Genomic DNA, 25,157 nt, shown 5'->3' on the forward strand with positions numbered 1-25,157 from the left:
CCAAGTCGCTATTTGGAAAATTAATTAAATTAATGATGATAATAAATAACGAAATTAATATTCCCACAGAAAGAATACTGAATAGAACCCCGAGAAATGTAGCGAAAATAATTTATTCATCAATCAAACTGATCAGCAATGTACGCAATCCGGCAGCTTTATTTTCTATTTCAATCCATTCCTGTTCAGGATCTGAATCAGCAACGATACCCGCTCCCGCATAGAGTGACAGTATATTGCCATTGATCTGCGCACAACGCAGTGAAACTGCAAATTCACTCTGTTCCAGGCATAAATATCCCGCCGAACCCGCATACCACTCACGGTTAAATGGCTCATTTTCCGCCAAAAACTTCCGGGCTGCCTCACGGGGTAAACCGGCCACAGCCGCTGTTGGCTGTAAGCGACGCAAACAATCGCTATCGCTCACCTGCTTCAAGACTCCACGAATATGTCTGCGCAAATGCTGAACTTTTCTCAAGCGGATCACATCAGGTAAGCCAACATCAATCGAAATGACACCACCTTGCAAACGCTGGCAGATATCATCAACAACAATCAGGTTTTCATGCTGGTTTTTTTTATCTTCCTGCAACCATTGGGCCAATTCAGCGGCTTCCTGATCATCTTCAGCATTTGCCACAGTCCCTGCCAATGCTTCAGTATAAAGTTGTAACTGATTACGGTAATACAACCGTTCCGGTGTCGAAGCCATAAAAGCACGCTCAGCATCAAATGCCAGCATGAAATGATAACAGTGGTGATTTACCTGACGGCTGGCTGCCATAAATTGGGCTGCCGGCAAGGAGGAGTTGAGCACCAGCTCAGTTTTGCGTGCCATGACCACTTTTTCCATTTTATTCTGGGTAATGGCATCCAGTGCCTGACTAAGCAGAATATTCCACTGCCCATGTTCCGGTGTATGCCTCGCCTGCAAAATGGCTGTCTGCAACGGATAAAGTGTTTCATGGGGGAGAAGCTGACTCAGGAACTGACAGGCATTTTCAATATCGTTTTTCCCATCAACATTGATGTATAAACGATTTTCATCATGATAGCGGCGTAATTCGAACCGGGGAAGAAACAGATAGCTTTCTTCACCAATGGTATCTTCGAGCTTGCCCTGTCCCGCATTTTCATCATAAGCGTGATAAAAATTGACTTTATTCCAAGCATTTAAGCCCCAGAGACGCATCTGGGAGAATTGGTGATGCCGCTGGAGAAATTGCTCAGCCTCAAGGATATTGCTGAATAGACGAATTTTCCCGCAAGCAACAACTTCTTCATGGCCTTCTCTATGTTGCCAGTAAAATTGAGGATAATGGGGCTGAGCAGATAGCCATTCCAGCCAATGGTCACTTTTGCCTGCCGGCAACACGAAAGAAAACGATTGGATGCCAATTTCGCTAACATCTTCAGCATTAAGAGACTCGCACACATCAGCGATAATATTGGCAATTTGATTCACATTTTTCCCCGTTAACAACATGATAAAAAAAGAATTATACGAACCACCAAAAATTATGAAAGCACTATCGTTTATAAGGTTATCGTTTGTGAGTTTTTTACCTGCAATTTCTCATATGCCCTGCTGTTTCTTCTTGAGTGCATGAATGCAGCCAGCCGCCCCAACCATTCTCTGGATGAACGTTGTTTTAATCCTAATGAATACAATTTCCCCAGCAATACATTTCCACTTATAGAGCCGACAGAAATAGCATTTAATTTCGCAATATAATCATCGGTTGGCTAATCAACCCTATTTAAATACTGAAATAAAATCCATCAGTTTAATATTGTTCATTTATTTTTCATTGAAAACTTCAATGTTAATTAATATTTCTTCCGATAAGAAATAATCCATTTAGAACTTAGATGGAAAGGTTAATAACTCTTCTTATTAAAGCCAGTAGTTCAGTTATTGCGATAAGAAATCAGGGGGAAGTTATGCTTCCATGATAAAAAACGACAATAAAAAACACTTACAGTCAGACTAAGTATTTTTTATTGAAAAAGCTGAAATTACTATTCCTTACCTTTTTTAAATTTTATAAACCCCCAATAAAAATAACACAAGATAATGATTTTAAAGAAAAAATATATAATTAATTATCAAAGGTATAATTTGAGATTATTATGCTGAATTAATATAATCGCGTAATGAAATAAAATAGAGATAATTATTTTCTGAATTTTCCCCATTGATATAAATTAACCCAGTGCGTATTATTCTGCCTCTTCAAAAATGGATAGTTCAAAAACTCTCCTTAATTTAAATTAAATCTAGTTCCATCTAATTTTGCTGTTCTAAAAATCAATGGGCAGTATAAAAAGGGGATACCGTGTCATATCTTTATTTCAGGCCGATAGGCTATCATAGATATCGGTATAAACTGTTATCGCTATTTATATCATTAGGTTGTGCAATAACAACAGAAGCTGCACAAACGGATTACGATTCATTAATTCAACAAGCCAGAAATGGGAATACCACTCCCATGCTTGAATATATTCGTCAGGAAGAAAAACAACGCCACCTTTCCTCCTCACAAATTGCCGATTGGCTGCAAATAGCAAGCTGGGCCGGGCATGATGATGAAGTCATTTCCCTTTGGCAACGTTATCGCTCAATGCCTATACCAGCTAGGGGAGTAACTGCCGCTGCCCGGGCTTATCGCAATGAACGCCAGTGGTCACAGTCAATTCAACTGTGGCGCACAGCCTTAGCTTTAGGAAAACAAAATTTAGAAAAACAAAACGATGATATAAAAGCAGGCCTTATCATGACATTGGCTGATGCCAGACAGGATAAAGAAGCCCGTCATTTGGCAAGGGGCTTACTCGCGCTCCAGCCAAACGCGGCGAATTATCGTTTAATGGCTTATGTTGATCAGGCAGCCGGGCGCACATGGGATGCCATGCAAATGCTTTCTACCGCCCATGAACGGTTTCCCGATAATGCAGATGTGGCTAAAGATTATCTGGCCAGCTTAAAAAACAATCGCATAAACGGCCCTGCTTGGCATTTAGGACAGCGATATACGGCGCAATTATCCCCAGCACAAATGCGCAGGCTGGAATCTGATGCCGCAGCAGAATTGGTTCGGTTATCAATAATGCCTAACCGGAGCGAGACAGAGCGGTTTGCTATCGCAGACAAAGCACTGGCCCGTTACGAACAGATGTTCAATCAATGGCAGGCTTTGCCAGATGCCCGGCAAGATTATCAACGGGGACGCATCGATCGCCTTGGTGCTCTTCTCGCCCGCCATCGTATGCAAGAAGTGATCGATGAGTATCACTCTTTACAGGCTGAAGGGATAAATATGCCGGAATATGCGCAGAAATGGCTAGCTTCGGCTTATTTGAACCTGCGCCAGCCTGACAAGGCGCGGGATATTTTACGTTCGTTGAATTACCCCAATGGCAATGTGCTGACTGTCGGAAAAACATCTGTACCCGCGGTTTCCCCTGAAGATGACAGTGTTCTTTTCTATGCCGATGCCGAAAGTGAGCATCTCACCCAAGCACAACAACTGGCCACCAGCATCAAACAACGCAATGCCTATATGGTCAATGTTTTTGGTTCCCCCTTACCTGTTCCCAATGATAACTGGCTGCAAGGGAAACAATTTTTAGCTGAATCTGCGCAGTTACATGAAGACCTGCCTTTGGCAGAAAAACGGTTTACTCATTTAGCCCGCACGGCTCCCGGCAATCAGAAATTACGTATGGATCTGGCCGCTGTTTGGCTGGATCGCGGTTGGCCGCGCCGGGCAGAAAGCGAACTGAAACAAATTGAGGGTATTGAACCCCGCAATCTCTTTCTGGAGATCCAGCAGGGTTTTACCGCTTTGGCGCTGCAAGAGTGGGAGCAGGTGGATTTACTGGCCGATGATGTTATTGCCCGCACACCAGAAAACATGCTTGCCAGACGCTTTGACCGGTTGCGCAATGTGCATCACATGTCAGAACTTCGCGTCAACATCAATCAGGGTATTGATTCCGAAAGCCCAAACAGTGGCAAACATAATTCAGATATCGATGTGGTGCTCTACAGCCCACCGATTAATGATAATTGGCGCCTGTTTGCCGGAGGTGCTTACCATCGTGGACAGTTCTCAGAAGGCCAAGGCATAAACCGTGATCTGCGTGGCGGTATTGAATGGCGATCGCGGGATTTTTGGCTGGAGAGTGAAATTTCCGCCCGTGACTATCGGCATGGTAAGAAAACAGGGCTGCGCATTGCCGGATGGCATGATTTCAATGATCAGTGGCGCATGGGAGGCTCAGTTGAGCGCCTTGCCCGCAGTACTCCACTGCGTGCCCTGAACGGCAATATTCACGCCAACGGCGGGCAAATTTATACACGCTGGAAACACAGCGAACGCAGCCAGTGGACAGTACGGTTTGCGCCTTTGTTCTTCTCAGACGGCAATAATCGATTTGAATATGGCATTGATGGTATTCAACGCTTGTATACCACACCTTATTTAAAACTTGATGCAGCCTTGGAACTGAGTGCATCCCACAATAGCCTTCGTAGCAAATACCAGAACCGTTTCAACAACTCCCAGAAAAATACACCTTACTTCAATCCCAGAAGTGATTACACATTCCTGCCTAAGTTGGCAGCGGATCACATCATGTACCGGCATTATCAAACTGTCTGGAGCCAGCAACTTGAGGCAGGCATCGGTCAATACTGGCAGCAGGACTATGACAATGGATTAATCACAATGGTGGGCTACGGCCAACGCATCAAGTGGAATGACGTCATTGATGCCGGAGTGAAAGTGACTCTGGACAAGCGCCCTTACGACGGTAAACGGGAACGTAATCTGCAAGCTGCTTTTGATTTAATTTATCGGTTCTAAAGGATTTTTTATGATACACAATGTTTTTCGCCACTGGTTGATGATTTCGGCATTGCTGATTGGTTTCATTCTTTCCCAATTTCATACGATGGCATACGCAAAAAAACCAGATTTCATTCCACCGGCACAGCGCCCCCTTCCCATGAATGAACGCGCATGGCCGCAAAATAGTTACATGGTTCTGGCTTATCATGATGTCGAAGATGATGGGGCAGACCAACGCTTTATGTCAGTCCGCACCAGCGCCTTGAATGATCAATTTGCATGGCTGCGGGAAAATGGATACCAACCCATCACGGTCGACCAAATTCTTGCAGCCAATCAAGGGGGAGCCCCCCTTCCACCCAAGGCTGTACTGCTCACTTTCGATGATGGCTACAGCAGTTTTTATCATCGTGTATTCCCTTTGCTCAAAGCCTATAACTGGCCCGCCATTCTGGCGCCCGTCGGAATCTGGGTCGATGCCCCTTTTGGCAAACCCGTTAATTTTGGTGGTTTGATGGTGCCGAGGGAACGTTTTACCACATGGGAACAGGTAGCTGAAATGTCACGCTCTGGTTTAGTGGAAATTGGCTCCCATACTTATCAACATCATTACGGTGCCATTGGCAATCCACAAGGCAACACAGAGCCTGCCGCCGCCATTCGCATTTATGATCCCAAGACGGGTAAATATGAAAATGAACAAGCCTTTCGCCAACGGATGGAAAAAGACATTTCCACCATCACCCAAAAAATTGTTGCTGCAACCGGCAAGCAGCCACGGGTTTGGGTCTGGCCTTATGGTATGGATAGCGGCGTAACACTGGAAATAGCCAAGCGCTACGGCTACAAAATGGCGCTGACACTGGATGATGGGCTGGCAGATGCCAATAACCTCGATAATGTTCCACGCATTTTGCTTACCAATAATCCGTCTCTAAAAGAGTTCGCGGAGCAAGTCATTCAGGTACAAAATAAACGCATTATGCGGATTGCCCACATTGATTTGGACTATGTGTATGATCCGGATCCAATTCAGCAGGCCAGCAATCTCGATGAACTTGTCCAGCGCGTCGCTGATCTCCGCGTCAATACTGTTTTTCTGCAAGCTTTTGCCGATCCCAAAGGGGATGGCAATGTGCACCAGCTCTATTTTCCCAATCGCTGGTTGCCGATGCGGGCGGATCTGTTCAACCGCGTCTCTTGGCAGCTTCACAGCCGGCTGAACATTGATGTTTACGCATGGATGCCGGTTTTGGCATTTGAATTGGATCCCTCATTCCCGCGCGTGATGAGCTACGATGAAAATAGCAACAAGCTGTTTGTGAACCCGACACAATATCGCCGGCTATCTCCCTATAACCCTGAGAACCGTCAGCGCATCAAAGAGATTTATCAGGATTTAGCGGCCCATGCTATTTTTCAGGGAATTTTGTATCACGATGATGCGGTCATGTCGGATTTTGAAGACGCCGGCCCAGATGCCATCAAGGTCTATCAAGCCGCTGGGTTGTCCAAATCCATTGCCGACATTCGTCAGAACCCTGAACAGTTCGCCCGTTGGACGCGTTTGAAAAGCCAGTACTTGGTTGATTTTACCCATGAACTAACCCGCGAACTTCAATCTATACGAGGCTATCAACTCAAAACCGCACGCAACATCTTTGCCTTGCCGATCTTAGAACCCGACAGTGAAGAGTGGTTTGCGCAAAATCTGGATGATTTTCTTGCCCATTATGATTGGGTTGCCCCAATGGCCATGCCATTAATGGAAAATATTCCTCTGTCAAAAAGCAATCAGTGGTTATCCCGCTTGGTAAAAACCATCGCACAACGCCCACAAGCGCTGGATAAAACTGTCTTTGAGCTTCAATCCGTGGATTGGCGCAAGCCAGTCAATAAAAGAGCGATCCCCGGACGCCAGATAGCAGAATGGATGCGTCAATTGCAGCTCAATGGTGCACAAAGTTTTGGTTATTACCCTGATGATTTCCTCAACGATCAACCAGAAATGAACGAAATTCGTCCAGTTCTTTCTCCAGAATGGTATCCACTCAATGATTGACCGTATCCTTGCATTTCTCGTGCTCAGTCTCGTATTGAGCATCCCTCTCGGTATCGCGGTGACGTTTACCGGCGACGTTTTGTTGCACTTTGTTTTTTTCTGGCCTCTGTTTATGTCTGCCATTTGGATTTCAGGCGGCATCTATTTTTGGTTCTATCGGGAGAGACATTGGAAAGTCGTTGATGAGCAAGCACCTCTCCTTGAAGGCAACCCTCTCATTTCAATATTAATCCCTTGCTATAACGAAGGGCCGAATGTTCGTGAAACATTGCTGGCGGCATTAAACCAGCGTTATGCCAACATTGAAGTGATTGCTATCAATGATGGTTCAAGCGACAGCACCGCAGATGAACTCAATGCCTTGGCAAAACAGCATCAGGCGTTGAGAGTCATTCACTTAACGCAGAATCAGGGGAAAGCCACTGCGCTTCAGGCCGGGGCTGCTGCCGCCAACAGTGATTATCTGGTTTGTATCGACGGGGATGCGTTGCTCGATCGCGATGCGGCCGTTTGGCTGGTCAAGCCCATGATTGATCATCCCCGTGTGGGCGCAGTGACCGGCAATCCCCGTGTTCGGACACGTTCAACCTTAGTCGGCCGAGTTCAGGTCGGTGAATTTTCTTCCATCATTGGCCTGATCAAACGGACTCAGCGGGTTTATGGTCAAGTATTTACCGTTTCTGGTGTTGTCGCCGCCTTTAATCGCAGGGCGCTTGCTGACGTCGGTTACTGGAGCAACGACATGATCACCGAGGATATTGATGTGAGTTGGAAACTTCAGCTACATCATTGGGCTATTTTCTTCGAACCCCGCGCCATATGCTGGATATTGATGCCTGAAACCCTGCGGGGATTGTGGAAGCAGCGGTTACGCTGGGCACAGGGTGGAGCGGAAGTATTCCTGAAAAATTTACGCAAATTGTGGTCATGGGAATACCGCCGGATGTGGGTATTGTTCGCCGAATTTTGTTGTTCGGTTATTTGGTCATTCACGTTTGCCCTTTCCATCATTCTGTTTTTCCTTGGCTTGGTAGTCACACTACCAGAAAGCATACGGGTCTATACGCTGTTTCCACCCGGCTATACCGGATTAATACTGGCGGCTACTTGCCTTATTCAATTTACCATTAGTTTAATCATTGAACGACGTTATGAAAAACACGTTGCTTCATCGCTGTTCTGGGTAATTTGGTATCCAATGGTGTACTGGATGCTGAATCTGTTTACGACGCTGATCTCTTTTCCCAAAGTCATGCTCAAAGTACGCAGAAAACGAGCACGCTGGGAAAGCCCTGATCGAGGAATAGAGAGAATAGAATCATGAAAGATCCCTTGATTTTTACCGAGCAAAAACTATCACCTCGTTTGCTTGATATTTTACTGACCATTCTCGCTTGGGCAGGATTTATCTATTTATTTGTGCTGGGGTTATTTTACTCTTCCCACAATGGCCCCAAGCCTTTTATTTTGGCATTCACTTCAGAGTGGGGCTCGATAGCCCTTTATCTCGCCATTGCAATATTCAATGCACTCTTGTTAATCGGTTGGGCAAAGTACAATCAATACCGTTTCAGAATAGAGCGACGCAGTCACCGCCCTTTTCTTACCCATACTGAAGTGGCAAAAAGTTTTTCCTTGGAACAAAAATTATTAGATGCCTTACGGAAAAGCAAAGTTTCCAGTATCACTTATGACAATCATGGACATATAATGGAAATCAATAAAAACTCATCGATACAGAGTTAGCTGCCTATTAATTTAGGAAGTAAATTACACTGGAACACCAATCTCAAATAATACTCTTTGGTTATCAATGGATTTTACAACCTATCTCAGCCAGCCACATTAATTCCAAGGCGAGATAGGTTCTTACTGAGAACATACTCTTATTCGTAACCTGAACATTATTTCTATGAAAGGCAATTACTGGAAAACGTTATGCAAATGATTGAACGGATTCATCATCTTTGTGAGCGTACAATTTTCAAATGTATTATAAATACCCAGTGTATTTTCAGATTATTTCTGCGGTTTTTGACTGTCTCATATTTAACCGTAGTGATAAGTAATTCAACAGTCATGGCTATGACTGATTCCCGTGAAAAAATAAAACTCAATGAAAACGTCGCTCGAGTGGTTTCTGGCATCATCAGCTATACACATTGGCCTGCTGCACACACCGTCCTGCGTTTATGTCTGGTGCCTCCGTCCAATTACATTAGTACCTTAACCAACCTAAATATGATTTCTGATCACACAGAATTACAAATAGAAACTTTGAATTTCAACGTAGAACAGTTAATAGAAAAATGTGATGTTATTTACTATGGCCAGATTGCTCCATCACTCCAACATCGGGTTATTCGCAAAAAAAACAGCAAACCCCTGCTGACAATTGCAGAAAATAATGTGCAATGTGAGATTGGCAGCGCATTCTGCTTAAACATCAACAGTACTCAAGCAACATTCAGCCTAAATCTCGATATTCTGACGCGCAGTGGTGTACGCGTGAATCCGAATGTCCTCCAATTGGCACGCAAGGTGGAATAATCTTATGAAAAAGCGTTATTCACTGATGCCATCACGCCCTACCCTGCGTCAGGCTTTTCACCGGATACATCTGATTATCACATTCACCATACTCTCGGTGGTTGGTTTATTTCTATCCTCATTGGCATTACTTGCCATGCAAAAGTACGCGGAAAATAACCTGAAACTCATATCAGAGACAATAGCCCATACAGCACAGGCTGCTGTGGTTTTTCAGGATAAGACCGCAGCCAAAGAAGTATTGGAAATGATTGCAGTTCATGATGGTTTTACAGAAGCCAAGATTTTTGATGCAAAACAACAATTGTTGGCAAGCTGGCAAGTGGATCAGGATACTCGTACCGGTAATTTTAAAAGATTAGTCGAATACTGGCTTTTTCCTGATCCTTTCGTCCAACCTATTTACCACCACCAACAAAAAGTAGGTTCAGTTTGGTTAATTGGTAACAGTGATCACATTATCCAATTTATTTATCAGGCCTTATTTGTGTTATTTGCCTGCCTGCTGTTCAGTGCCGTCATTTCACTTTATCTTTCCCTGCGCATGCACGACGGGATTGTCAGGGCATTGCAGAATATTACTATCGTTGCCCATGACGTCCGGCAACGCCGTGCTTTTTCACGGCGCGTTCCTTCTGCCCATATCGCTGAACTGCATGAACTGAGCCAAGTCTTCAATCACTTACTTGAAGAGCTGGAAGAGTGGCAACATCACCTGCAAACGGAAAAAGCCGTCTTAACCTGGCAAGCACAGCATGATTCACTGACCGGGCTGCCCAATCGGGCAACCTTTGAGCGTGTTCTTTCTACAGTGATGAACGACAAATTTATGCGTGAAAGTGCGGCGATATTGTTTATTGATGGCAACAGGCTGAAATATGTAAATGACGTTTATGGGCATGCCGCAGGTGATCATGTTTTGGTGACTATCGCTGCCACCTTAAAAAGAAGGGTCAGGAAAACAGACACCGTTGCCCGGCTTGGGGGAGATGAATTCGCCATCTTATTACCTTCAGCCAATCTGGAAGATGCCGAGCGTGTCGCCAAAAATATTATTCATGCCATGGATATCCCCATCCTTCTTCCCAACGGACAACATTTGCGTATCACTCTGAGTATTGGCATTGCCTTGTCCAATGGTGACTTAACCGCAGAACAACTCCTGTCTGAAGCCGACGCAGCCATGTACCACATTAAACAACGGGGTGGCGGCTGGCATTCCGCAAATACAACAAAACTAAACTATCTATCAAGGAATTCAATATGAGCAAAAATCGTTTCTTTGTGATCGTGTTCGCACTCATTAGCACTCTTGTCCTCAGTGCCTGCCAGAATAAAGGTGCCCTGACAGCGGCTCAAATCGCTGCGCTCAAACAACAAGGATTCCAGCAAACTGATGAAGGCTGGCTATTTGGTCTGTCAGAAAAGGTATTGTTTGGTAATAACCAGTTTCACCTGCATCCAAGCGGTGAAGCGAAATTAAAAGAGCTGGCAAATGTCTTAACCAAAGTCGGCATTAATCACGCCCGCCTTGATGGTCATACGGATAACTATGGTGAAGTGAGTTACAACGACCAACTATCCCTTAAACGTGCCAATACCGTTGCTGATGCCCTGACTCGAGGTGGGATGCAACGCAATAACCTGAGCACGCGGGGATTGGGGCCAAGCCAGCCAATTGCCGATAACCGCAGTTCAAAAGGCCGGGCAGAGAACCGCCGGGTTGCCATTGTCATTACTGCCCCATAACTAATGGTAATGCAGTGAAACTATCCCGCCATCATTTCTCATCTTTGCCAAGGAAGGCGAGGATATACTGCTTATTTTAGAACTTCCCATCAATAAAAGTGTTTTTTGTTCAGATTTTGCCATATGAACATCCAGTTGTTTCCTGTCTCTTATTTCTTCCTGTAACATAGCCGATACTTTGATACTGTTTCCCAAAGAAGAATCTGATTTTTGTAGTTATATGATTTCTTGTAAGCAATAAGTTAATAAAAGTTTGCGTATTTGAATAACAAGTCTACTGTTGAATTATGAGCTTTATCAAAAAGGAGAAATGATGGGGCTGGATCTGAAATCATCCCGATCTGTATATCGGATATTCGTGATGTTATTCATTACCATCACTATCAGCATAGGTTTTATATTCTGGAGATTATTTTCCAATAATCGGGATAATATCCAACCGAATGTGGAATTGGAGAGTGTATTTATTTTACTTTCTATGTTTACACTTTTATCTACAGTATTCCTCTATAAATACACAAAAACCATTATTCTGCCAGATTTCCGTTTGAGACAGGCAATTAAAAATCAGCAATTCATCCCTTACATGCAGCCAATTATTTGCAGTGAAAACAATAAGATAATTGGCTGTGAAATCCTTGTTCGCTGGCAGAATCCCATACAGGGGTTATTGACACCCAATAAATTCATCGCACAGATCGAAAAATCAGATCTCATTATTCCTTTAACTCATAATCTGATAGCGCAAGTGCAAGATTACTTCGCACCGATAGCCCATCGATTACCCCAGCATTTCAATTTTAATTTCAATATCAGTGCGAGACATTATAAAGACGCTCATTTGGTGGATGATTGCCAACGTTTTCTGAAATCATTTCCGAAAGATACAGTTAAGCTGATTCTGGAAATCACTGAACGGGAATTGCTGGAATCAAATGAACATACAATTAATTTATTCAACAAATTGGATGAGCTAGGTGTCTTGATCGCTCTGGATGATTTTGGGTCAGGTTATTCCAATTATAATTATTTACAAAAATTTAACATAAATGTAGTGAAAATTGGGCATAATTTTGTCAGTAAAATGAATACCGATTTGATCTCAAAGCATATTGTAGAAAATATCATCGACCTTGCCCTGCGGCTCAATCTGGAAATTGTGGCAGAAGGAATTGAAAGCCAGAAACAGGCCAATCAGCTAAAGAACTACTCTGTCAATTACCTACAAGGGTATTACTTCGATCGCCCATTGCCATTAGATGAATTTGTAAAAAAATGGCTGTAATGAGAAATGGTTGTGATAAATGCATCCAAGCAAGATTATCACACCATATATAATTTTTTTACTGACCCCGATTTATTGCTTTAAATTTCTGGATAGTCTGTTTGATGGCTCGCTCTGTCGGCAGACGTTCCATCGAACTGGCACCATAAAACCCATGGCAATCTGGACAGTGGGCCAAAATATAAGCGGCATCTTCCGGTTCCGATATTGGCCCTCCGTGACATAACACAATGATGTCATCACGGATAGCTTTAGCAGCCGATGCACAAGCATTGATGATTGGTATACAAGACGCCAAATCATGCGATGTATTGGCGCCAATATCCCCGCCAGTAGTTAAACCGAGATGGACAACGATGATATCAGCACCTGCTTGTGTCATCGCTTCAGCATCCTCTACACTGAAAACATAAGGTGTGGTCAGCATCTCCTTCTCATGCGCCAAACGAACCAACTCCACTTCCAGAGCATAACCCATACCTGTTTCTTCTAGGTTTTGTCTGAACTTTCCATCAATTAGCCCCACAGTTGGAAAGTTCTGGATACCTGCAAAACCTTGAGCTTTCAGCCCATCTAAGAAAAGGGATAAATTGCAGAATGGATCAGTCCCACAAACACCAGCCAACACTGGTGTTTCTTTAACTACTGGCAGTACTTCATTCCCCATATCCTTAACAATATCGTTTGCATTGCCATATGGCATTAATCCGGCCAATGATCCCCTGCCCGCCATTCTGAAACGCCCAGAATTATATATGACAATAAGATCTGCGCCTCCAGCCTCTTCGCAACGAGCCGAGAGCCCGGTGCCAGCACCCGCTCCAATAATAGGTTCGTTACGTTCGACTTTTTGTTTTATTGTTTTAATAAGATGATGATACTTCTTCTTCATAAAGAATTCCCTGGTGTTGCATAATTTCTCTGAAGTGCTGAATTACAAGAGAATAAAACTGTGGTGAGTTTATATGGAAAGGTGTTTTTATAACTTTTCGCAATTCAGTTTGCTTTATTGTTTTTTCCAATCCATCACAAAATGCCTGCGTTGATGCAGGTAAATAAAAAGGCTGTTCAGGGCAATCGAGTGCCGAGAAGCCGCCTTCTGGAATAATGAACCGAACAGGCCCATTACATTTATTAAGCTTATTTCCTATCCAAACACCAAGCTGATAGTTCTCTTCAGGTGTGGTTCTCATCAAAGTTACCTGAGAGTTATGTTCAACAAACAGCCTGTTGCTGTAGCGTTCCGGAATTGTGTCCTTTGGACCAAAGTTAACCATGTCCAAAGCGCCAGTACTGCCGATCCACGGAATACCTTTTTCTGCAATAACATCTAAACGCGTGTCGGGGCAACTCAGGACACCACCAAATAGCAGATCAGCAATTTCTGTTAATGTGATATCCAAAACACACGACAATTCACCGTCCTTAGCCAATTTCTCCATACATGTTCCACCATTGCCAGTGGCATGGAAAGCCAGACAATCATGTTGGATATTTAATTCAGCTGTCAGCTGATTAATACACGGAGTGGTTACACCAAACATTGTCAATCCCAGGGCGGGTCTGTTAGTGCTGGTCAATGGAATAGCATAATTGATTGACCCAGCAATCATGTTTGCTGCATTTGCCAGAATTGGCCGGGAAACACTGTTTAGCCCGTTAAGATCGGTTACAGTATAAAGCATCGTAATATCACTGGCCCCAACGTAGGCTGAGACATTTCCTGATGCCATGGTTGATACCATCATTTTTGGTAAACCAATCGGAAGACTTTGCATAGCCGGAGTTATCAATGCCGTACCGCCTGACCCCCCTATGCCAATGACTCCCGCGATATCATCAATTGAACTATTCAAAAAATTAGTGAGTGCAATAGACATCTCACTTATCGCTTTCCCTCTCACTCCGCAAAAAACAACATCTGCTCCGACAGGATGATATTCAGCCACCTGTAGTGGGCTAATATCTATTTTTTCGTTCTGTTTATCGTCCTGTGGAGTTGATGTAGAGACATCGATGATAATTGAATCAACTTCTGCAAGGCGTAAACAAGATTTCAACCAGATTAACTCATCCAGTTTTGTGTCTGCCGTCCCGATGACGAACACAAATTGTGTCATATCGCAAACTCCATGTGGCCTGACCATTCAAAAACCAAACGTCAAGCTATGCTAATATTTTACTTCATGCAAGATGTTTTTTATCATCGAGGATATTTTTTATCTCAAATGATATACAGTTAAAAATTTTAAGGTATTTGCATGATCCAATATGACGAAAAAAGCCTATCACCCGTTCGACGTCGTACTTTAGAACGTATGACAAACTCTGCTTTGAAGTTGTACCGTGAAAAAAGATTTCCCTCTCCGGAAGAGATTGCCAGCGAAGCTGAATATGCAAAAATAACGTTGAGAAAGTATTTTCCAACTCATGGTGAGTTCATAGAATACCTTGTAAAACAAGTAATTGGTTCATTCGTCATCCCGTCTATGGGGAATGATTCTGAGGAAAATATTGAAAAATTATTAAAGTGGGGTTACGGCGAAATTGATGCCAATGAAGCATTGATGAGGGATGCCTTGCGCATATCTCAGCTACGTTGGCAAGAATCCCTGTCAGGAGAGGGAAACGACAAAAAACCTGCATTTTCTAAGAAAAGTAATCGCAGAGAGACAATTTCCACTGCATTGACGCCTCTAAAAGGACAGCTTAAAGATGAAACAATACATAAGATTATTATGCTTATCTCTGTTTTATATGGCACTGAAGCCATGGTTGTTTTGAAAGATACTTTTGGTTTAGAAAACGACGAAATAGCCGATTTAACCAGCTGGGCAGCAAAGTTGATCATCCGGCAAGCAATGAATGAGGGGTCAGAAGAATGAGCAACTCACCTTTAATCTGAGACGATGAATTGATTGCATGAAACAGCCCTTATTACACCAAGGGCTGAAATTGAGCTAATAAGTGCCAGTGACAAGCCAAGAAATTCATTTTATCAACCCAAAAACCAGTTTAACTGGTGTTAAAGCAAGTTCTTACTCCACACAATACAATCTACTTTTGATAAGAATCGGGAATTGAATGGATAAGAGCAGAATGACAAGGACAAGTAGTATGGCTATCCAAAGTGCCGGCTAATTTCGTTCCTTTATCTACGAACGATCCGACGCCTCCCACAATGGCATAATTTCCTGAATATTTACCACAAGTCACACTAGAACCTTCAATCGCGGCTTGTTTTCCGTAAAATTTAATATTGTCGGTTCCGGTTAAAATTGCACCGCCACATGTGGTTTTGTCGCCAACTGTCAGAAAATTTCCTTTTGCCATTTGATTCCTCTCTTCTTAAAGTCAATTTAATTTATAGTGGTACAAGCGTTCTCGTTTCCATTCAACTTCGATGCCCCATGAATATTGAATTGCATCAAAACGGCAAAGGAATGGCAAATTTCACTTTTAGCGCATTTATTGTACATCTTTTGTATTAAAAGCATCAACCAACGCAATTACTTTTAATGGCAAGAATACAGAATAATATTCCGACTATTTGAGTGGGTCGAATAAATGGATGGCATGACGATGTAAACCGAAATTTATTTTCCTTCTATTAACGAGCCAAGATCCCCAATAAAATCCCTACCACGCCAAAATCAGCATCGCTGAATGTGGTATTGGCTATACCAATATTTCCCAAAACGGGCAATAACAATGCCGGCATAAAAGTGATTAGCAGACCTTGCGCAAAAGCCCCCAATATTGCACCTCTTTTTCCTCCCATTGCATTACCAAACACCCCCGCCGTGGCACCCACAAAAAAATGAGGGACTACACCGGGAATAATAACGGCCATATTCAGCAGATAGAGAATAAACATGCCGATAATGCCGGCAGCAAAGCTACTCAAAAAACCAATAAGAACCGCATTGGGTGCATAAGGAAATACAACCGGGCAATCCAATGCAGGTTTAGCATTCGGCACTAATTTGTCAGATATTCCCTTAAACGCAGGTACAATTTCGGCAATCACCATTCTGATCCCTTGCAGAATAATATAAACACCTGCCGCAAAGGTAATGGATTGCATCAGGGAAAACATGAAGATATTTTTTCCACCACTGATTTGCCGGACAACATCGTTCCCCGCAAACAGGCAAGTAATGATAAAAATAATTGCCATGGTAAAAGAGATGGCAACAGGTGTATCCCGCAGGAACAACAAACTTTTAGGTACGTTCACCTCTTCCGTGGAATGGGATGTATTCCCTAATTTGCTGCCAATAAACCCCGACAGTACATAAGAAAGGGTTGAAAAGTGCCCTAATGCCACATCATCAGAACCCGTGACTTTTTTCATATAGGGATGGGCGATGGCGGGGAAAAATACCATTGAGATCCCAACCACAAGCGACCCGATGGCAACGAGAGCAAAGCCTCCCATACCTGCCACTGAAAGAATGACCGCCACCAACATCGACATAAATAACGTATGGTGTCCGGTCAGGAAAATAAACTTCCACGGCGTGAAACGGGCGATGAGGATATTAATAATCATCGCAAAAAACATAATAAGCGCCATTTCCTTGCCAAAACTTTTTTGCGCGATGGAGACGATCGCTTCATTATTTGGGACTATGCCCTTAATGCCAAAGGCATGCTGGAAAATAGCAGAGAATTCACCCAATGAATTGATGATTAACCCTGCCCCTGCGCCTAAAATAATAAACCCCAGAATGGTTTTGACTGTTCCGGTGATACATTCCGTTATAGATTTTTTCTGTAAAATTAACCCAAGCAAGGCAATTAACCCAACCAAAATAGCGGGCTCTGACAATACGTCATTGATCAGGAAGTGAAAGAAACCCATACCAGTCTCCAATTACAATTTATTTACCTTAGGCCATTAACTACAGGTCACCCACTTCAATCAATGCCGCAGACAAACGGGCTTTCATTGCTGTTTTGTCCAGCATATTTTCCAGCGCAATAATTTTCCCATTGACAGACTGCTTTATCAGTTGTTCAACGATATCTTTTGTTCCAACAAATATATCGCTCGTGGTGCCTTTGGCAGATCCCAAATCAATATGATCGACTTCAGCCTCCACACCTAATTCTTTCAGAATATTTTTGATATTCATTTCCATGATCAAACTTGTGCCCAAGCCATTGCCGCAAACGACAGTAATTTTCATAACGTCTTCCTGTTTTAATGAAATAAGGGTTAATAGCCTTGTACGATAGAAAAAATTTCATCTTTACTGGCAGAATTCATTAATTGGTCTATTTCCTTTTGTTCATCGAAGAGTGCCGCCAGCTCAGCAATGACCTCAATATGGCTATCATTGCTTGTTGTCGCGAATACAATTAATAACTTGACTGGATCATTGCCTTCCGAGCCAAATATTACTCCCTGATGAAATACCGTTAAGCTCAAAGCAAGGCGATTGACCCCTTGCTCTGGTCTGGCGTGAGGTATCGCTATTCCTGGGCCAATCACGTAATAAGGGCCTATTTCTTCGTGGGTATGATTAATCGCCTCAACATAGCGCGGTTCAATTGCACCATTATCAATCAATGGCTGGCATGCTATTGCGATAGCCTCTCGCCAATCTTTCGCATGGGGAACCCATTGGATAACGTCATAAGTCAGTAAAGTTTTCAGCATGAAATTCCTCCAATGAAATAAGGCAGTAAATGAAAGAGAAACAGGACAATGAATAAAAGAATAGTCACTGGAGGCAAAACCCACCGACGGAAGCAGATTAAAAACGCAATAATTCGGGATAAGTCACACTATGTGAAATAAATTACACCTTACGGGAGAGGTGGTATGGCAAAAAAATCCCCAGAGGACAAGTCTGGGGATTATTGGTTTTTCTGCGAATGTGCCCATCTTCTGTGGGTTATCTTTTAACGTCCCATGTATTCATAACCCTTTATTGGTAGGCAATTTGCTGGTGAACAATTAACTAACGAACCAAGTGCAAAAAGTGAATGTGCTTTTCGTATTGATCCAAAATATCATGAATGATCTGCTCCTGCGTCCATCCCATCAGATCATAATCTTGCCCACCTTCTTTAAGGTACACTTCCGCACGATAGTACTTTTGTTCCTCAATTTTTTCATCACTCTCCAAACCCGCAATGGCAAAGGTTGGTTGAATATAACCCCTCAAGCGAACTTCATAGACAAAGTTGAGGTTATCGCCAAAATCGACTTCAAAATGGATGCGATCATCCATTTCATCATTGATCACAACGCTTTTACTTTGCTTATCCAGCTCTTCCGCAACCAGCCCCATTGCCTGCTGGATAACTTCACTCATAAAGCGTTTCACCTGCGAGCGTTTAGGATAATAGACGATATTTCTTAGTCTTCGCTGCCACGGGATCGGGTTGCGGCTGGCGGGAGGTGCTATCGTGGTCATTTGCTGACTATCTTTTTTGTATGCATCAACCCGCAGTGCTTTAAGCAAGCCATAAATTGCAATCAGCAAGATGACTGAGAACGGCAATGCGCTGGCAATCGTGACAGTTTGCAAGGCGGACAGGCCACCAGCCATCAATAGGGCAATGGCAACAACGCCCATCATTCCGGCCCAGAAGATCCGCTGCCAGACAGGGGTATGCTTCGCTCCGCCGGATGCCAGTGTATCCACAACCATAGCTCCGGAATCCGCTGAGGTGACAAAAAACATGACAACCATTGCCATCGCAATGAATGAAAGCACGGTAGGGAACGGGAAATGCTCCAAAAAGTTAAACAATGCCAGAGAGACATCTGACTGTACGACCTGAGCTAATCCTTTTGCACCTTTATTGGAGATCAGATCAATTGCGCTGTTACCAAAAGCAGTCATCCACATCAGAGTAAAACCGGTGGGAACAAACAGAACACCTGTCACAAATTCCCTGATAGTCCGACCTCGGGAAACCCGAGCAATAAACATGCCAACGAATGGAGACCATGATAACCACCATCCCCAATACAACAATGTCCATCCTCCCAACCAGTTACTGGATTTGGGCTCATAGGCATACAAATTAAAGGTTTTGCTGACAATTTCCGACAAGTAACCGCCGGTATTTTCCACAAAGGATTTCAGCAACAATACGGTCGGCCCCAACGCCACAACCAAAATCAACAATAAAACCGCCAAGCCCAAATTCAATTCGGACAGAATGCGAATGCCTTTATCCAGACCGGAAACAACGGAGAGAGTCGCTAATGCGGTAATAATAACAATCAATACAACCTGCACGGCTCCATTGATTGGTAAATCAAACAGGTGGTTAAGCCCCGCATTGACCTGGAGCACACCATAACCCAACGAGGTAGCGACACCAAATACGGTGCCAATAACAGCAAAAATATCCACGGCATGGCCAATCGGCCCATAAATTTTATCGCCAATAATCGGATACAGCGCCGAGCGCAGTGTTAAAGGCAAACCGTGTCGATAACTAAAAAATGCCAGAATCAACGCTACAATGGCATAAATTGCCCAAGCATGAAGTCCCCAATGGAAGAAAGTTAGTTTCATCGCCTGCTTTGCAGCTTCGATACTTTCGGGCGTTCCCACCGGAGGAGAAAGGTAATGCATGACTGGTTCAGCCACGCCAAAAAACATGAGCCCAATCCCCATACCCGCAGAAAAGAGCATGGCAAACCAGGAAAAATAACTGAAATCTGGTTCAGCATGGTCGGGGCCCAGTTTTATATTGCCGTATCTAGACAAGCCCAGATAGGTAACCGCAAGTAAAATCAAAGCAACAGCGAGAATATAAAACCAACTGGCATTAAGAAAAATGTCCTGCTGCAAGGCCTTGAACCATCGGTCGGCAAGTTCGGGTTTCAAACCAGCGAATGTCACCAGTGCAATGACTAAAAACGCCGAGAAGAAAAAAACTGGTGGGTTAATGGAAGTTTTAGTCTTTACCTGACCAGTATTATCTTGACTCATAATTATCCTTCAAAATTAGTGTTCGACACTATCTCCTGTTTACTCCAATAAGCAATTTTTGCAGAGATGCCAATAAAATAATACAACCTTTACAAAGGGTTATACACCTTACAGCCCATTGTGATTATAATTCACTCAGGCTGTATCAAGGAACCTTAACATAAAAATGGAAGCAACTGTACTTAGAGAGGGGTATATTGAGTGCTTGTAGAAGAAGTGAGACCTTTATCACTTCTTTAATTTATAGCTGAGAGCCATTTCAATGCACATTTCCAATTCATTTGCTGGTAAATCAGATTCTGGCTCTAACACTATCGCCCGATTTTTTGAATAAGTCAGCTCAGGAAAAAGCGTTCTGAACGTATCGATCAATGTAGTTTGGCAATGAAAAAAGAGCGCTACATGCGAATCGCCAAAACGATCCAACCGGATTGTTGTTCCCGATCGGGTTTCAAGAGTCAGGTAACTGGGCTGCCCCCATTTTAACGTCTCAGTAATTAAACCGACTCCTTTTGTTTTTGATGCCACTTCAAATATCAGCTCTCTCATCGCCAATAATGGTTTCTGATATCGTTCAGGATAGTGCTCAAATACCGAGCGAACTTCATTATTCTGAAATGCTTTCATAAAGTGCTTGCCTTACCTGCCAATGGATTGTTGTCGCTATCGCACAACATATTCAGTTTTATATAGTATTCGCCATATAGGCGAATTATCAACCATATCGAAAACGAATATCGTTGCCAATATGTTAAACCAATATTACGCGGCAAAAGCGTATAGTTGCAGGAGCAGATTGTCGAAGTTATGTATGGGAAAGTCCGTTAAGGAAGTTAACCAGATGAAATCAAAATTAATCATCATTAATTCATGTGTTATTTTGGTGCTGGGGCTTTTTTCCATCGATCTCTATAATCCGGCGTTACCTGTAATAAAATCCACACTGGGAATCACGGATAGTCAAGCCCAAAGTCTTGTCGTTTATTATCTCTTCGGTTTTGCTGCGTCCCAGCTTTTTTATGGCCCACTTTCCGATAAGCACGGGCGCGTTCCTGTTATTTTGTTTTCCTTATTGTTTGCGGCTATTGGCAATTATCTGACTTCAATGGCGGGTTCATTTCATACTCTATCGTTTTTCCGGCTTCTAACCGGCATAGGAGCTGGCGGATGCCCTGTTATCAGCAGAGCTATACTTAGCGATACTTTCCGTGACAAGACAGAACTCTCCAAATCACTGGCTGTTTTTTCGATGGCCTCACAAATTTCACCTGCTTTTGCCCCGGTGATTGGTGGGTATATCACGCAATATCTGCCGTGGAAGTTTAATTTTATCGCTCTTGCCATCATGATGTTGGCTGGCACACTCTTTGTGAAGATGACACTGCCGGAAACATCCCCGATGGAATCGTCAGGCCGTGGCAGGATAGCGGGATTTCGCATTTTGTTATCTGATACCAATTTTGTTGTATACAGTGTTGTATCTGCCGTTTTATTTGCCATTACCATTGGTTATTTTACAGCCAGCCCTTTCATCTTTCAGACGCAATTTGGTTTATCCTCTTCACAGAATGGATACCTGTTTATGGTTTATTCTGCCGGGATTGTAGTAGGCTCACTGCTGACAAAAAAATGGCTGTCACGCTCCAATCCTGAAAAAATTCTTAAAATCTCCCTTCCTTTCTTACTTGCCTTTACTGCCGTAGCACCTATTTCAATTTATTTCATGCAGGTATTATCAATAATTTTTATTATTATTTATAGCTTCACGGTGGGATTGGGCTGTGGGCTTTCTGCTCCATTATTACTTGGGATCAGCTTGCATCGGCATCCTAAGCTCTCCGGAACAGGCAGTGCCTTGCAAGGATCACTAAAAATGGCCGGAGCCGCCATTGTGTTATGGTTTTTCGCCTGCGGGCATACAACAACGGCGATCGGTTTAATGTTGGGGCTATTCCTCCTCGCCCTGATTTGCTTTGTTTTAATCGCTTTTACTCAATACAGGATGCCTAAAAAAGAAAAATAGAAAAGTCCCTCGGGAATATTGATGAAGGCCACGATATTTTTTTGTGATTATGTGATGGTTCAGCTTAATTTGAATAATTCTGAAATTGTCATAATGTTAAGTGCAGAATAGAATCAAGTAAAATTAATGATATGGCAATCATACTAAAATTTTCACCTAAAGTAATTTATAAATTAGTGTAAACATCACCAAGGAAATATCTAATGTTAAAATGTAAAAAATTGCCTATAACAACAATATTTGTTGTATTTGCGACCATTATTTATTCCACATTTATTTCATATTCATTAACAGGTAATTTTATCGGAAAAATAAGCATTTTAGATCTGGAAAAATATGGCGGGTTAACACCTGATAAATTATATGAATTTGAGTACTGGCGGCTTCTGGTTTCTCAGCTCATACACGTTAAACAACTGCATATGATTTACAATGTATTATCATTTTCCGTTCTGGGGATTTTATTAGAAAAACATCTTGGCTCTAAGTTTCTATTCGTCTTATGGTTTACTTCAGGTGCACTGGGAACCCTTTATAGCACTAACTTTGTCACTCCGCCCTGGAACCTTGGCACAGGCGCATCACAAGCAGTTTTGGGCGTATCTTCCTTTGCATTGCTACTGATTATTATCAAACAGCATACTTCTGGCATCTTGAAGTTTGCGGTTGTTTTTTCCATATTGCCTGCGATGGTTTTAGATATTATTTATGCCCACTATCCTAAGCCGGGTCATGTTCTCGCTATTTGTATTGGGCTGATAATGAGTTTATTTTTCTATCGAAAAAATAAATCTTATTTTGATAATGTTACTATTTAAGAACAATGTATTCTTAAAAAGAAACTAATGGAGTTATGGCAATAAACGTGAGTCAGTTTACTGAAAAGAAATACTCTGGTTATTAAAATGGAATAAATATCAAAGTGTTTCACGGTTTTTAGGTGACATATTGTATTTTTCAAACGCCGAACTTAATTGCCATGCTTTATTTCGAAATTAATTTTTTCATAAGTAGGGTTATGGGGCTAGCGTCCTTAATTATTTCAGTGAGTCCTTTATTCAAAACATATTCCATCTAAGATAAATGATGTTAACACTTCCTTGCTTGTCCTTTTATCGCACTCCCGCCAGACTCAGTTTGAAACAAAAAACCCCAGCCATAATGGCCGGGGTTTTAACGTGGTTCAGCTAATTTATTACCTTATAAAACACTCTTCGCCTGTTGAACAATCTCAATAAGAGGTTGTGGCCAAACGCCCAGGAGCAATACCAACAAGCCTGTGAGCAACACGACAATCCCACCAGCGGTAAATGCCCAGTTATGTGGCGTATCGCGGTTCAGTGCCTTCGGTGCCGGCAAGTACAGACTCACCATGACACGCAGGTAGTAATACAGGCCAATGGCGCTGCCCAGTACGACAGCACCCGTCAGCCACCACAATTGAGCGTTAACACCCGTTGCGATAACGTAGAATTTACCAATAAAGCCGAAGGTTAATGGTATACCCGCCAGTGACAACATCATGATGGTCATGACAGCTGACAAAATCGGTTTATGCCAGAACAAACCACGGTATGAGAACAGCGAATCCGCATCGGGCCCTCTGTATGGGCTGGACATCAAGCTGACAACACCAAATGCGCCGATGCTGGCAAGCAGGTAACCCACCAAATAGACACCTGCCGTCTCTTCCGCCAGTGCGTGCCCTTTGATGGCAACCAATACCACCAGCAAATATCCAAAATGCGAAATGGATGAGTAACCCAGCAGACGTTTGATATTCGTTTGGGTCAATGCCAGCAAATTACCAAACAGGATGGAAGCAATGGCGATAACGGCCAGCACGATGCGCAGCGTTTCGCTATCGGTGACAGGTGCCGCCAAAAATAAACGCATAACCACTGCGAAAATCGCGACTTTACTGGCCGTCGCAAGAAAGGTGGATACTGGTGCCGGTGCCCCTTGGTAAACGTCCGGTGTCCACAGTTGAAAAGGCACAAGGGAAAGTTTGAAGCCCAATCCCACCAACATCATGCCTAATCCCGCCAAGATCAACGGTTCATACAGTTTGCTGTCACTCAGGCTTTTACCCAATGCGACGAAGGACAAACTGCCGGATTCTGCATACAGCAGCGCAATACCAAATAACAGGAACGAAGACGCCGCAGCGGATAGCAACATGTATTTGATGCTGGCTTCCAGTGAACGTCTCTGGCGATAGGCGTAACCCACCAAGCCAAACAATGGCAATGTGAGCAATTCAATTCCAACAAACAGCGATGCCATATGATTGGCCGCAGAGAGCAAGATCCCCCCTACTGCCGCGATCAGCACCAGAAGATAAAACTCTTCTTTGTTGTCGGGATAATTCTCCAGCCATGAATAGGCAAATGTCGTCGTCGCAAGGCTCGCAACCAGAACCAGCGCGGTATAGAACATGGCAAAGCGATCAACATGAAGCAGTGGAGTCACATCCATTGGCTCTTGTTGCCCGACAAAATAGAGGGAAAAGAGAGCCAGGTTAAGCCCGATTACCGTCAGGGTGACATTGGTAAAATGATCGCGTCGCCACGCAATGGACAGCATCACAACCACCACCGTCAATCCGACGATCAATAGTGGCAACAGTGCGATCAATTGTTCAGAAGTTATTGTCATG

General features: G+C 43.2%; 21 protein-coding genes. 11 read left to right on the forward strand and 10 right to left on the reverse strand.

Features of this window, described 5'->3' with window-relative positions; translation table 11 throughout:
* Nucleotides 1-112: 112 nt before the first annotated feature.
* Nucleotides 113-1,468 carry an isochorismate synthase gene (locus FE392_RS07945; RefSeq protein ID WP_319929695.1) on the reverse strand — a complete coding sequence of 452 codons (1,356 nt, stop codon included), beginning with the start codon at nucleotides 1,466-1,468 and terminating at the stop codon, nucleotides 113-115.
* 874 nt (nucleotides 1,469-2,342) lie between these two features.
* On the opposite strand from FE392_RS07945, the gene pgaA reads away from it, so the two are divergent.
* The 8 genes from pgaA to FE392_RS07985 all read left to right on the forward strand — a co-directional run bounded on the left by pgaA (nucleotide 2,343) and on the right by FE392_RS07985 (nucleotide 12,508).
* Entirely contained in the window at nucleotides 2,343-4,877 is a 2,535-nt protein-coding gene (gene pgaA / locus FE392_RS07950) for a poly-beta-1,6 N-acetyl-D-glucosamine export porin PgaA (protein WP_319929696.1), read from the forward strand.
* Between the two features lie 10 nt (nucleotides 4,878-4,887).
* Nucleotides 4,888-6,924: a poly-beta-1,6-N-acetyl-D-glucosamine N-deacetylase PgaB gene (pgaB, locus tag FE392_RS07955; protein WP_319929697.1), complete on the forward strand. Its 2,037-nt coding sequence runs from the start codon at nucleotides 4,888-4,890 to the stop codon at nucleotides 6,922-6,924.
* Nucleotides 6,917-8,248 (forward strand): poly-beta-1,6-N-acetyl-D-glucosamine synthase, encoded by a 1,332-nt coding sequence (gene pgaC / locus FE392_RS07960; RefSeq protein ID WP_319929698.1) that lies wholly within the window; start codon nucleotides 6,917-6,919, stop codon nucleotides 8,246-8,248. Before pgaB ends, pgaC begins: the two co-directional genes overlap by 8 nt.
* Entirely contained in the window at nucleotides 8,245-8,670 is a 426-nt protein-coding gene (gene pgaD, locus FE392_RS07965) for a poly-beta-1,6-N-acetyl-D-glucosamine biosynthesis protein PgaD (RefSeq protein ID WP_319929699.1), read from the forward strand. The genes pgaC and pgaD overlap by 4 nt, the downstream gene beginning before the upstream one ends.
* Nucleotides 8,671-9,003: 333 nt before the next feature.
* The gene (gene yfiR, locus FE392_RS07970) at nucleotides 9,004-9,474 is read left to right on the forward strand and encodes a regulatory sequestration protein YfiR (RefSeq protein ID WP_319929700.1); all 471 of its coding nucleotides are present in this window, start codon (nucleotides 9,004-9,006) and stop codon (nucleotides 9,472-9,474) included.
* A 4-nt stretch (nucleotides 9,475-9,478) separates the two neighbouring features.
* Nucleotides 9,479-10,741 (forward strand): diguanylate cyclase DgcN/YfiN, encoded by a 1,263-nt coding sequence (dgcN, locus tag FE392_RS07975; RefSeq protein ID WP_319929701.1) that lies wholly within the window; start codon nucleotides 9,479-9,481, stop codon nucleotides 10,739-10,741.
* On the forward strand, nucleotides 10,738-11,223 hold the full coding sequence (gene yfiB / locus FE392_RS07980) for an outer membrane lipoprotein YfiB (protein WP_319929702.1): 486 nt from the start codon (nucleotides 10,738-10,740) through the stop codon (nucleotides 11,221-11,223). Before dgcN ends, yfiB begins: the two co-directional genes overlap by 4 nt.
* Before the next feature lie 361 nt (nucleotides 11,224-11,584).
* Nucleotides 11,585-12,508 (forward strand): cyclic diguanylate phosphodiesterase, encoded by a 924-nt coding sequence (locus FE392_RS07985; protein WP_319929703.1) that lies wholly within the window; start codon nucleotides 11,585-11,587, stop codon nucleotides 12,506-12,508.
* 58 nt (nucleotides 12,509-12,566) lie between these two features.
* On the opposite strand, the gene FE392_RS07990 is transcribed toward FE392_RS07985, so the two are convergent.
* Nucleotides 12,567-13,400 (reverse strand): phosphoenolpyruvate hydrolase family protein, encoded by an 834-nt coding sequence (locus tag FE392_RS07990; RefSeq protein ID WP_319929704.1) that lies wholly within the window; start codon nucleotides 13,398-13,400, stop codon nucleotides 12,567-12,569.
* A complete protein-coding gene (locus FE392_RS07995; protein WP_319929705.1) occupies nucleotides 13,372-14,628 on the reverse strand; it encodes a Tm-1-like ATP-binding domain-containing protein in 1,257 nt (418 codons plus the stop codon). The genes FE392_RS07990 and FE392_RS07995 overlap by 29 nt, the downstream gene beginning before the upstream one ends.
* 141 nt (nucleotides 14,629-14,769) lie before the next feature.
* Here FE392_RS07995 and FE392_RS08000 point away from each other — a divergent pair, with 141 nt between their 5' ends.
* The gene (locus tag FE392_RS08000) at nucleotides 14,770-15,393 is read left to right on the forward strand and encodes a TetR/AcrR family transcriptional regulator (protein WP_319929706.1); all 624 of its coding nucleotides are present in this window, start codon (nucleotides 14,770-14,772) and stop codon (nucleotides 15,391-15,393) included.
* Nucleotides 15,394-15,565: 172 nt separating this feature from the next.
* Here FE392_RS08000 and FE392_RS08005 read toward each other — a convergent pair whose 3' ends face one another.
* From FE392_RS08005 to FE392_RS08030, 6 genes are all read right to left on the reverse strand, one after another.
* Nucleotides 15,566-15,841 (reverse strand): PAAR domain-containing protein, encoded by a 276-nt coding sequence (locus FE392_RS08005; protein ID WP_319929707.1) that lies wholly within the window; start codon nucleotides 15,839-15,841, stop codon nucleotides 15,566-15,568.
* 277 nt (nucleotides 15,842-16,118) lie between these two features.
* A complete protein-coding gene (gene ulaA, locus FE392_RS08010) occupies nucleotides 16,119-17,375 on the reverse strand; it encodes a PTS ascorbate transporter subunit IIC (protein ID WP_319929708.1) in 1,257 nt (418 codons plus the stop codon).
* A gap of 40 nt (nucleotides 17,376-17,415) precedes the next feature.
* On the reverse strand, nucleotides 17,416-17,703 hold the full coding sequence (locus FE392_RS08015; RefSeq protein ID WP_319929709.1) for a PTS sugar transporter subunit IIB: 288 nt from the start codon (nucleotides 17,701-17,703) through the stop codon (nucleotides 17,416-17,418).
* Between the two features lie 29 nt (nucleotides 17,704-17,732).
* Complete coding sequence (locus FE392_RS08020) at nucleotides 17,733-18,176, reverse strand: PTS sugar transporter subunit IIA (protein WP_319929710.1); 444 nt, start codon at nucleotides 18,174-18,176, stop codon at nucleotides 17,733-17,735.
* Between the two features lie 304 nt (nucleotides 18,177-18,480).
* Entirely contained in the window at nucleotides 18,481-20,475 is a 1,995-nt protein-coding gene (gene betT, locus FE392_RS08025; protein WP_319929711.1) for a choline BCCT transporter BetT, read from the reverse strand.
* Between the two features lie 228 nt (nucleotides 20,476-20,703).
* The gene (locus FE392_RS08030) at nucleotides 20,704-21,102 is read right to left on the reverse strand and encodes a DUF1801 domain-containing protein (protein WP_319929712.1); all 399 of its coding nucleotides are present in this window, start codon (nucleotides 21,100-21,102) and stop codon (nucleotides 20,704-20,706) included.
* A gap of 214 nt (nucleotides 21,103-21,316) precedes the next feature.
* On the opposite strand from FE392_RS08030, the gene FE392_RS08035 reads away from it, so the two are divergent.
* Together FE392_RS08035 and FE392_RS08040 are read left to right on the forward strand one after the other, a co-directional pair.
* The gene (locus tag FE392_RS08035) at nucleotides 21,317-22,498 is read left to right on the forward strand and encodes a Bcr/CflA family efflux MFS transporter (RefSeq protein ID WP_319929713.1); all 1,182 of its coding nucleotides are present in this window, start codon (nucleotides 21,317-21,319) and stop codon (nucleotides 22,496-22,498) included.
* Between the two features lie 203 nt (nucleotides 22,499-22,701).
* Complete coding sequence (locus FE392_RS08040; RefSeq protein ID WP_319929714.1) at nucleotides 22,702-23,316, forward strand: rhomboid family intramembrane serine protease; 615 nt, start codon at nucleotides 22,702-22,704, stop codon at nucleotides 23,314-23,316.
* Nucleotides 23,317-23,698: 382 nt separating this feature from the next.
* Here FE392_RS08040 and nuoN read toward each other — a convergent pair whose 3' ends face one another.
* Nucleotides 23,699-25,156 (reverse strand): NADH-quinone oxidoreductase subunit NuoN, encoded by a 1,458-nt coding sequence (gene nuoN, locus FE392_RS08045; RefSeq protein WP_319929715.1) that lies wholly within the window; start codon nucleotides 25,154-25,156, stop codon nucleotides 23,699-23,701.
* Nucleotide 25,157: the final 1 nt, after the last annotated feature.

The organism is Xenorhabdus santafensis, assembly GCF_033949405.1.
In the GTDB taxonomy this organism is placed as follows: Bacteria; Pseudomonadota; Gammaproteobacteria; order Enterobacterales; family Enterobacteriaceae; genus Xenorhabdus; species Xenorhabdus santafensis.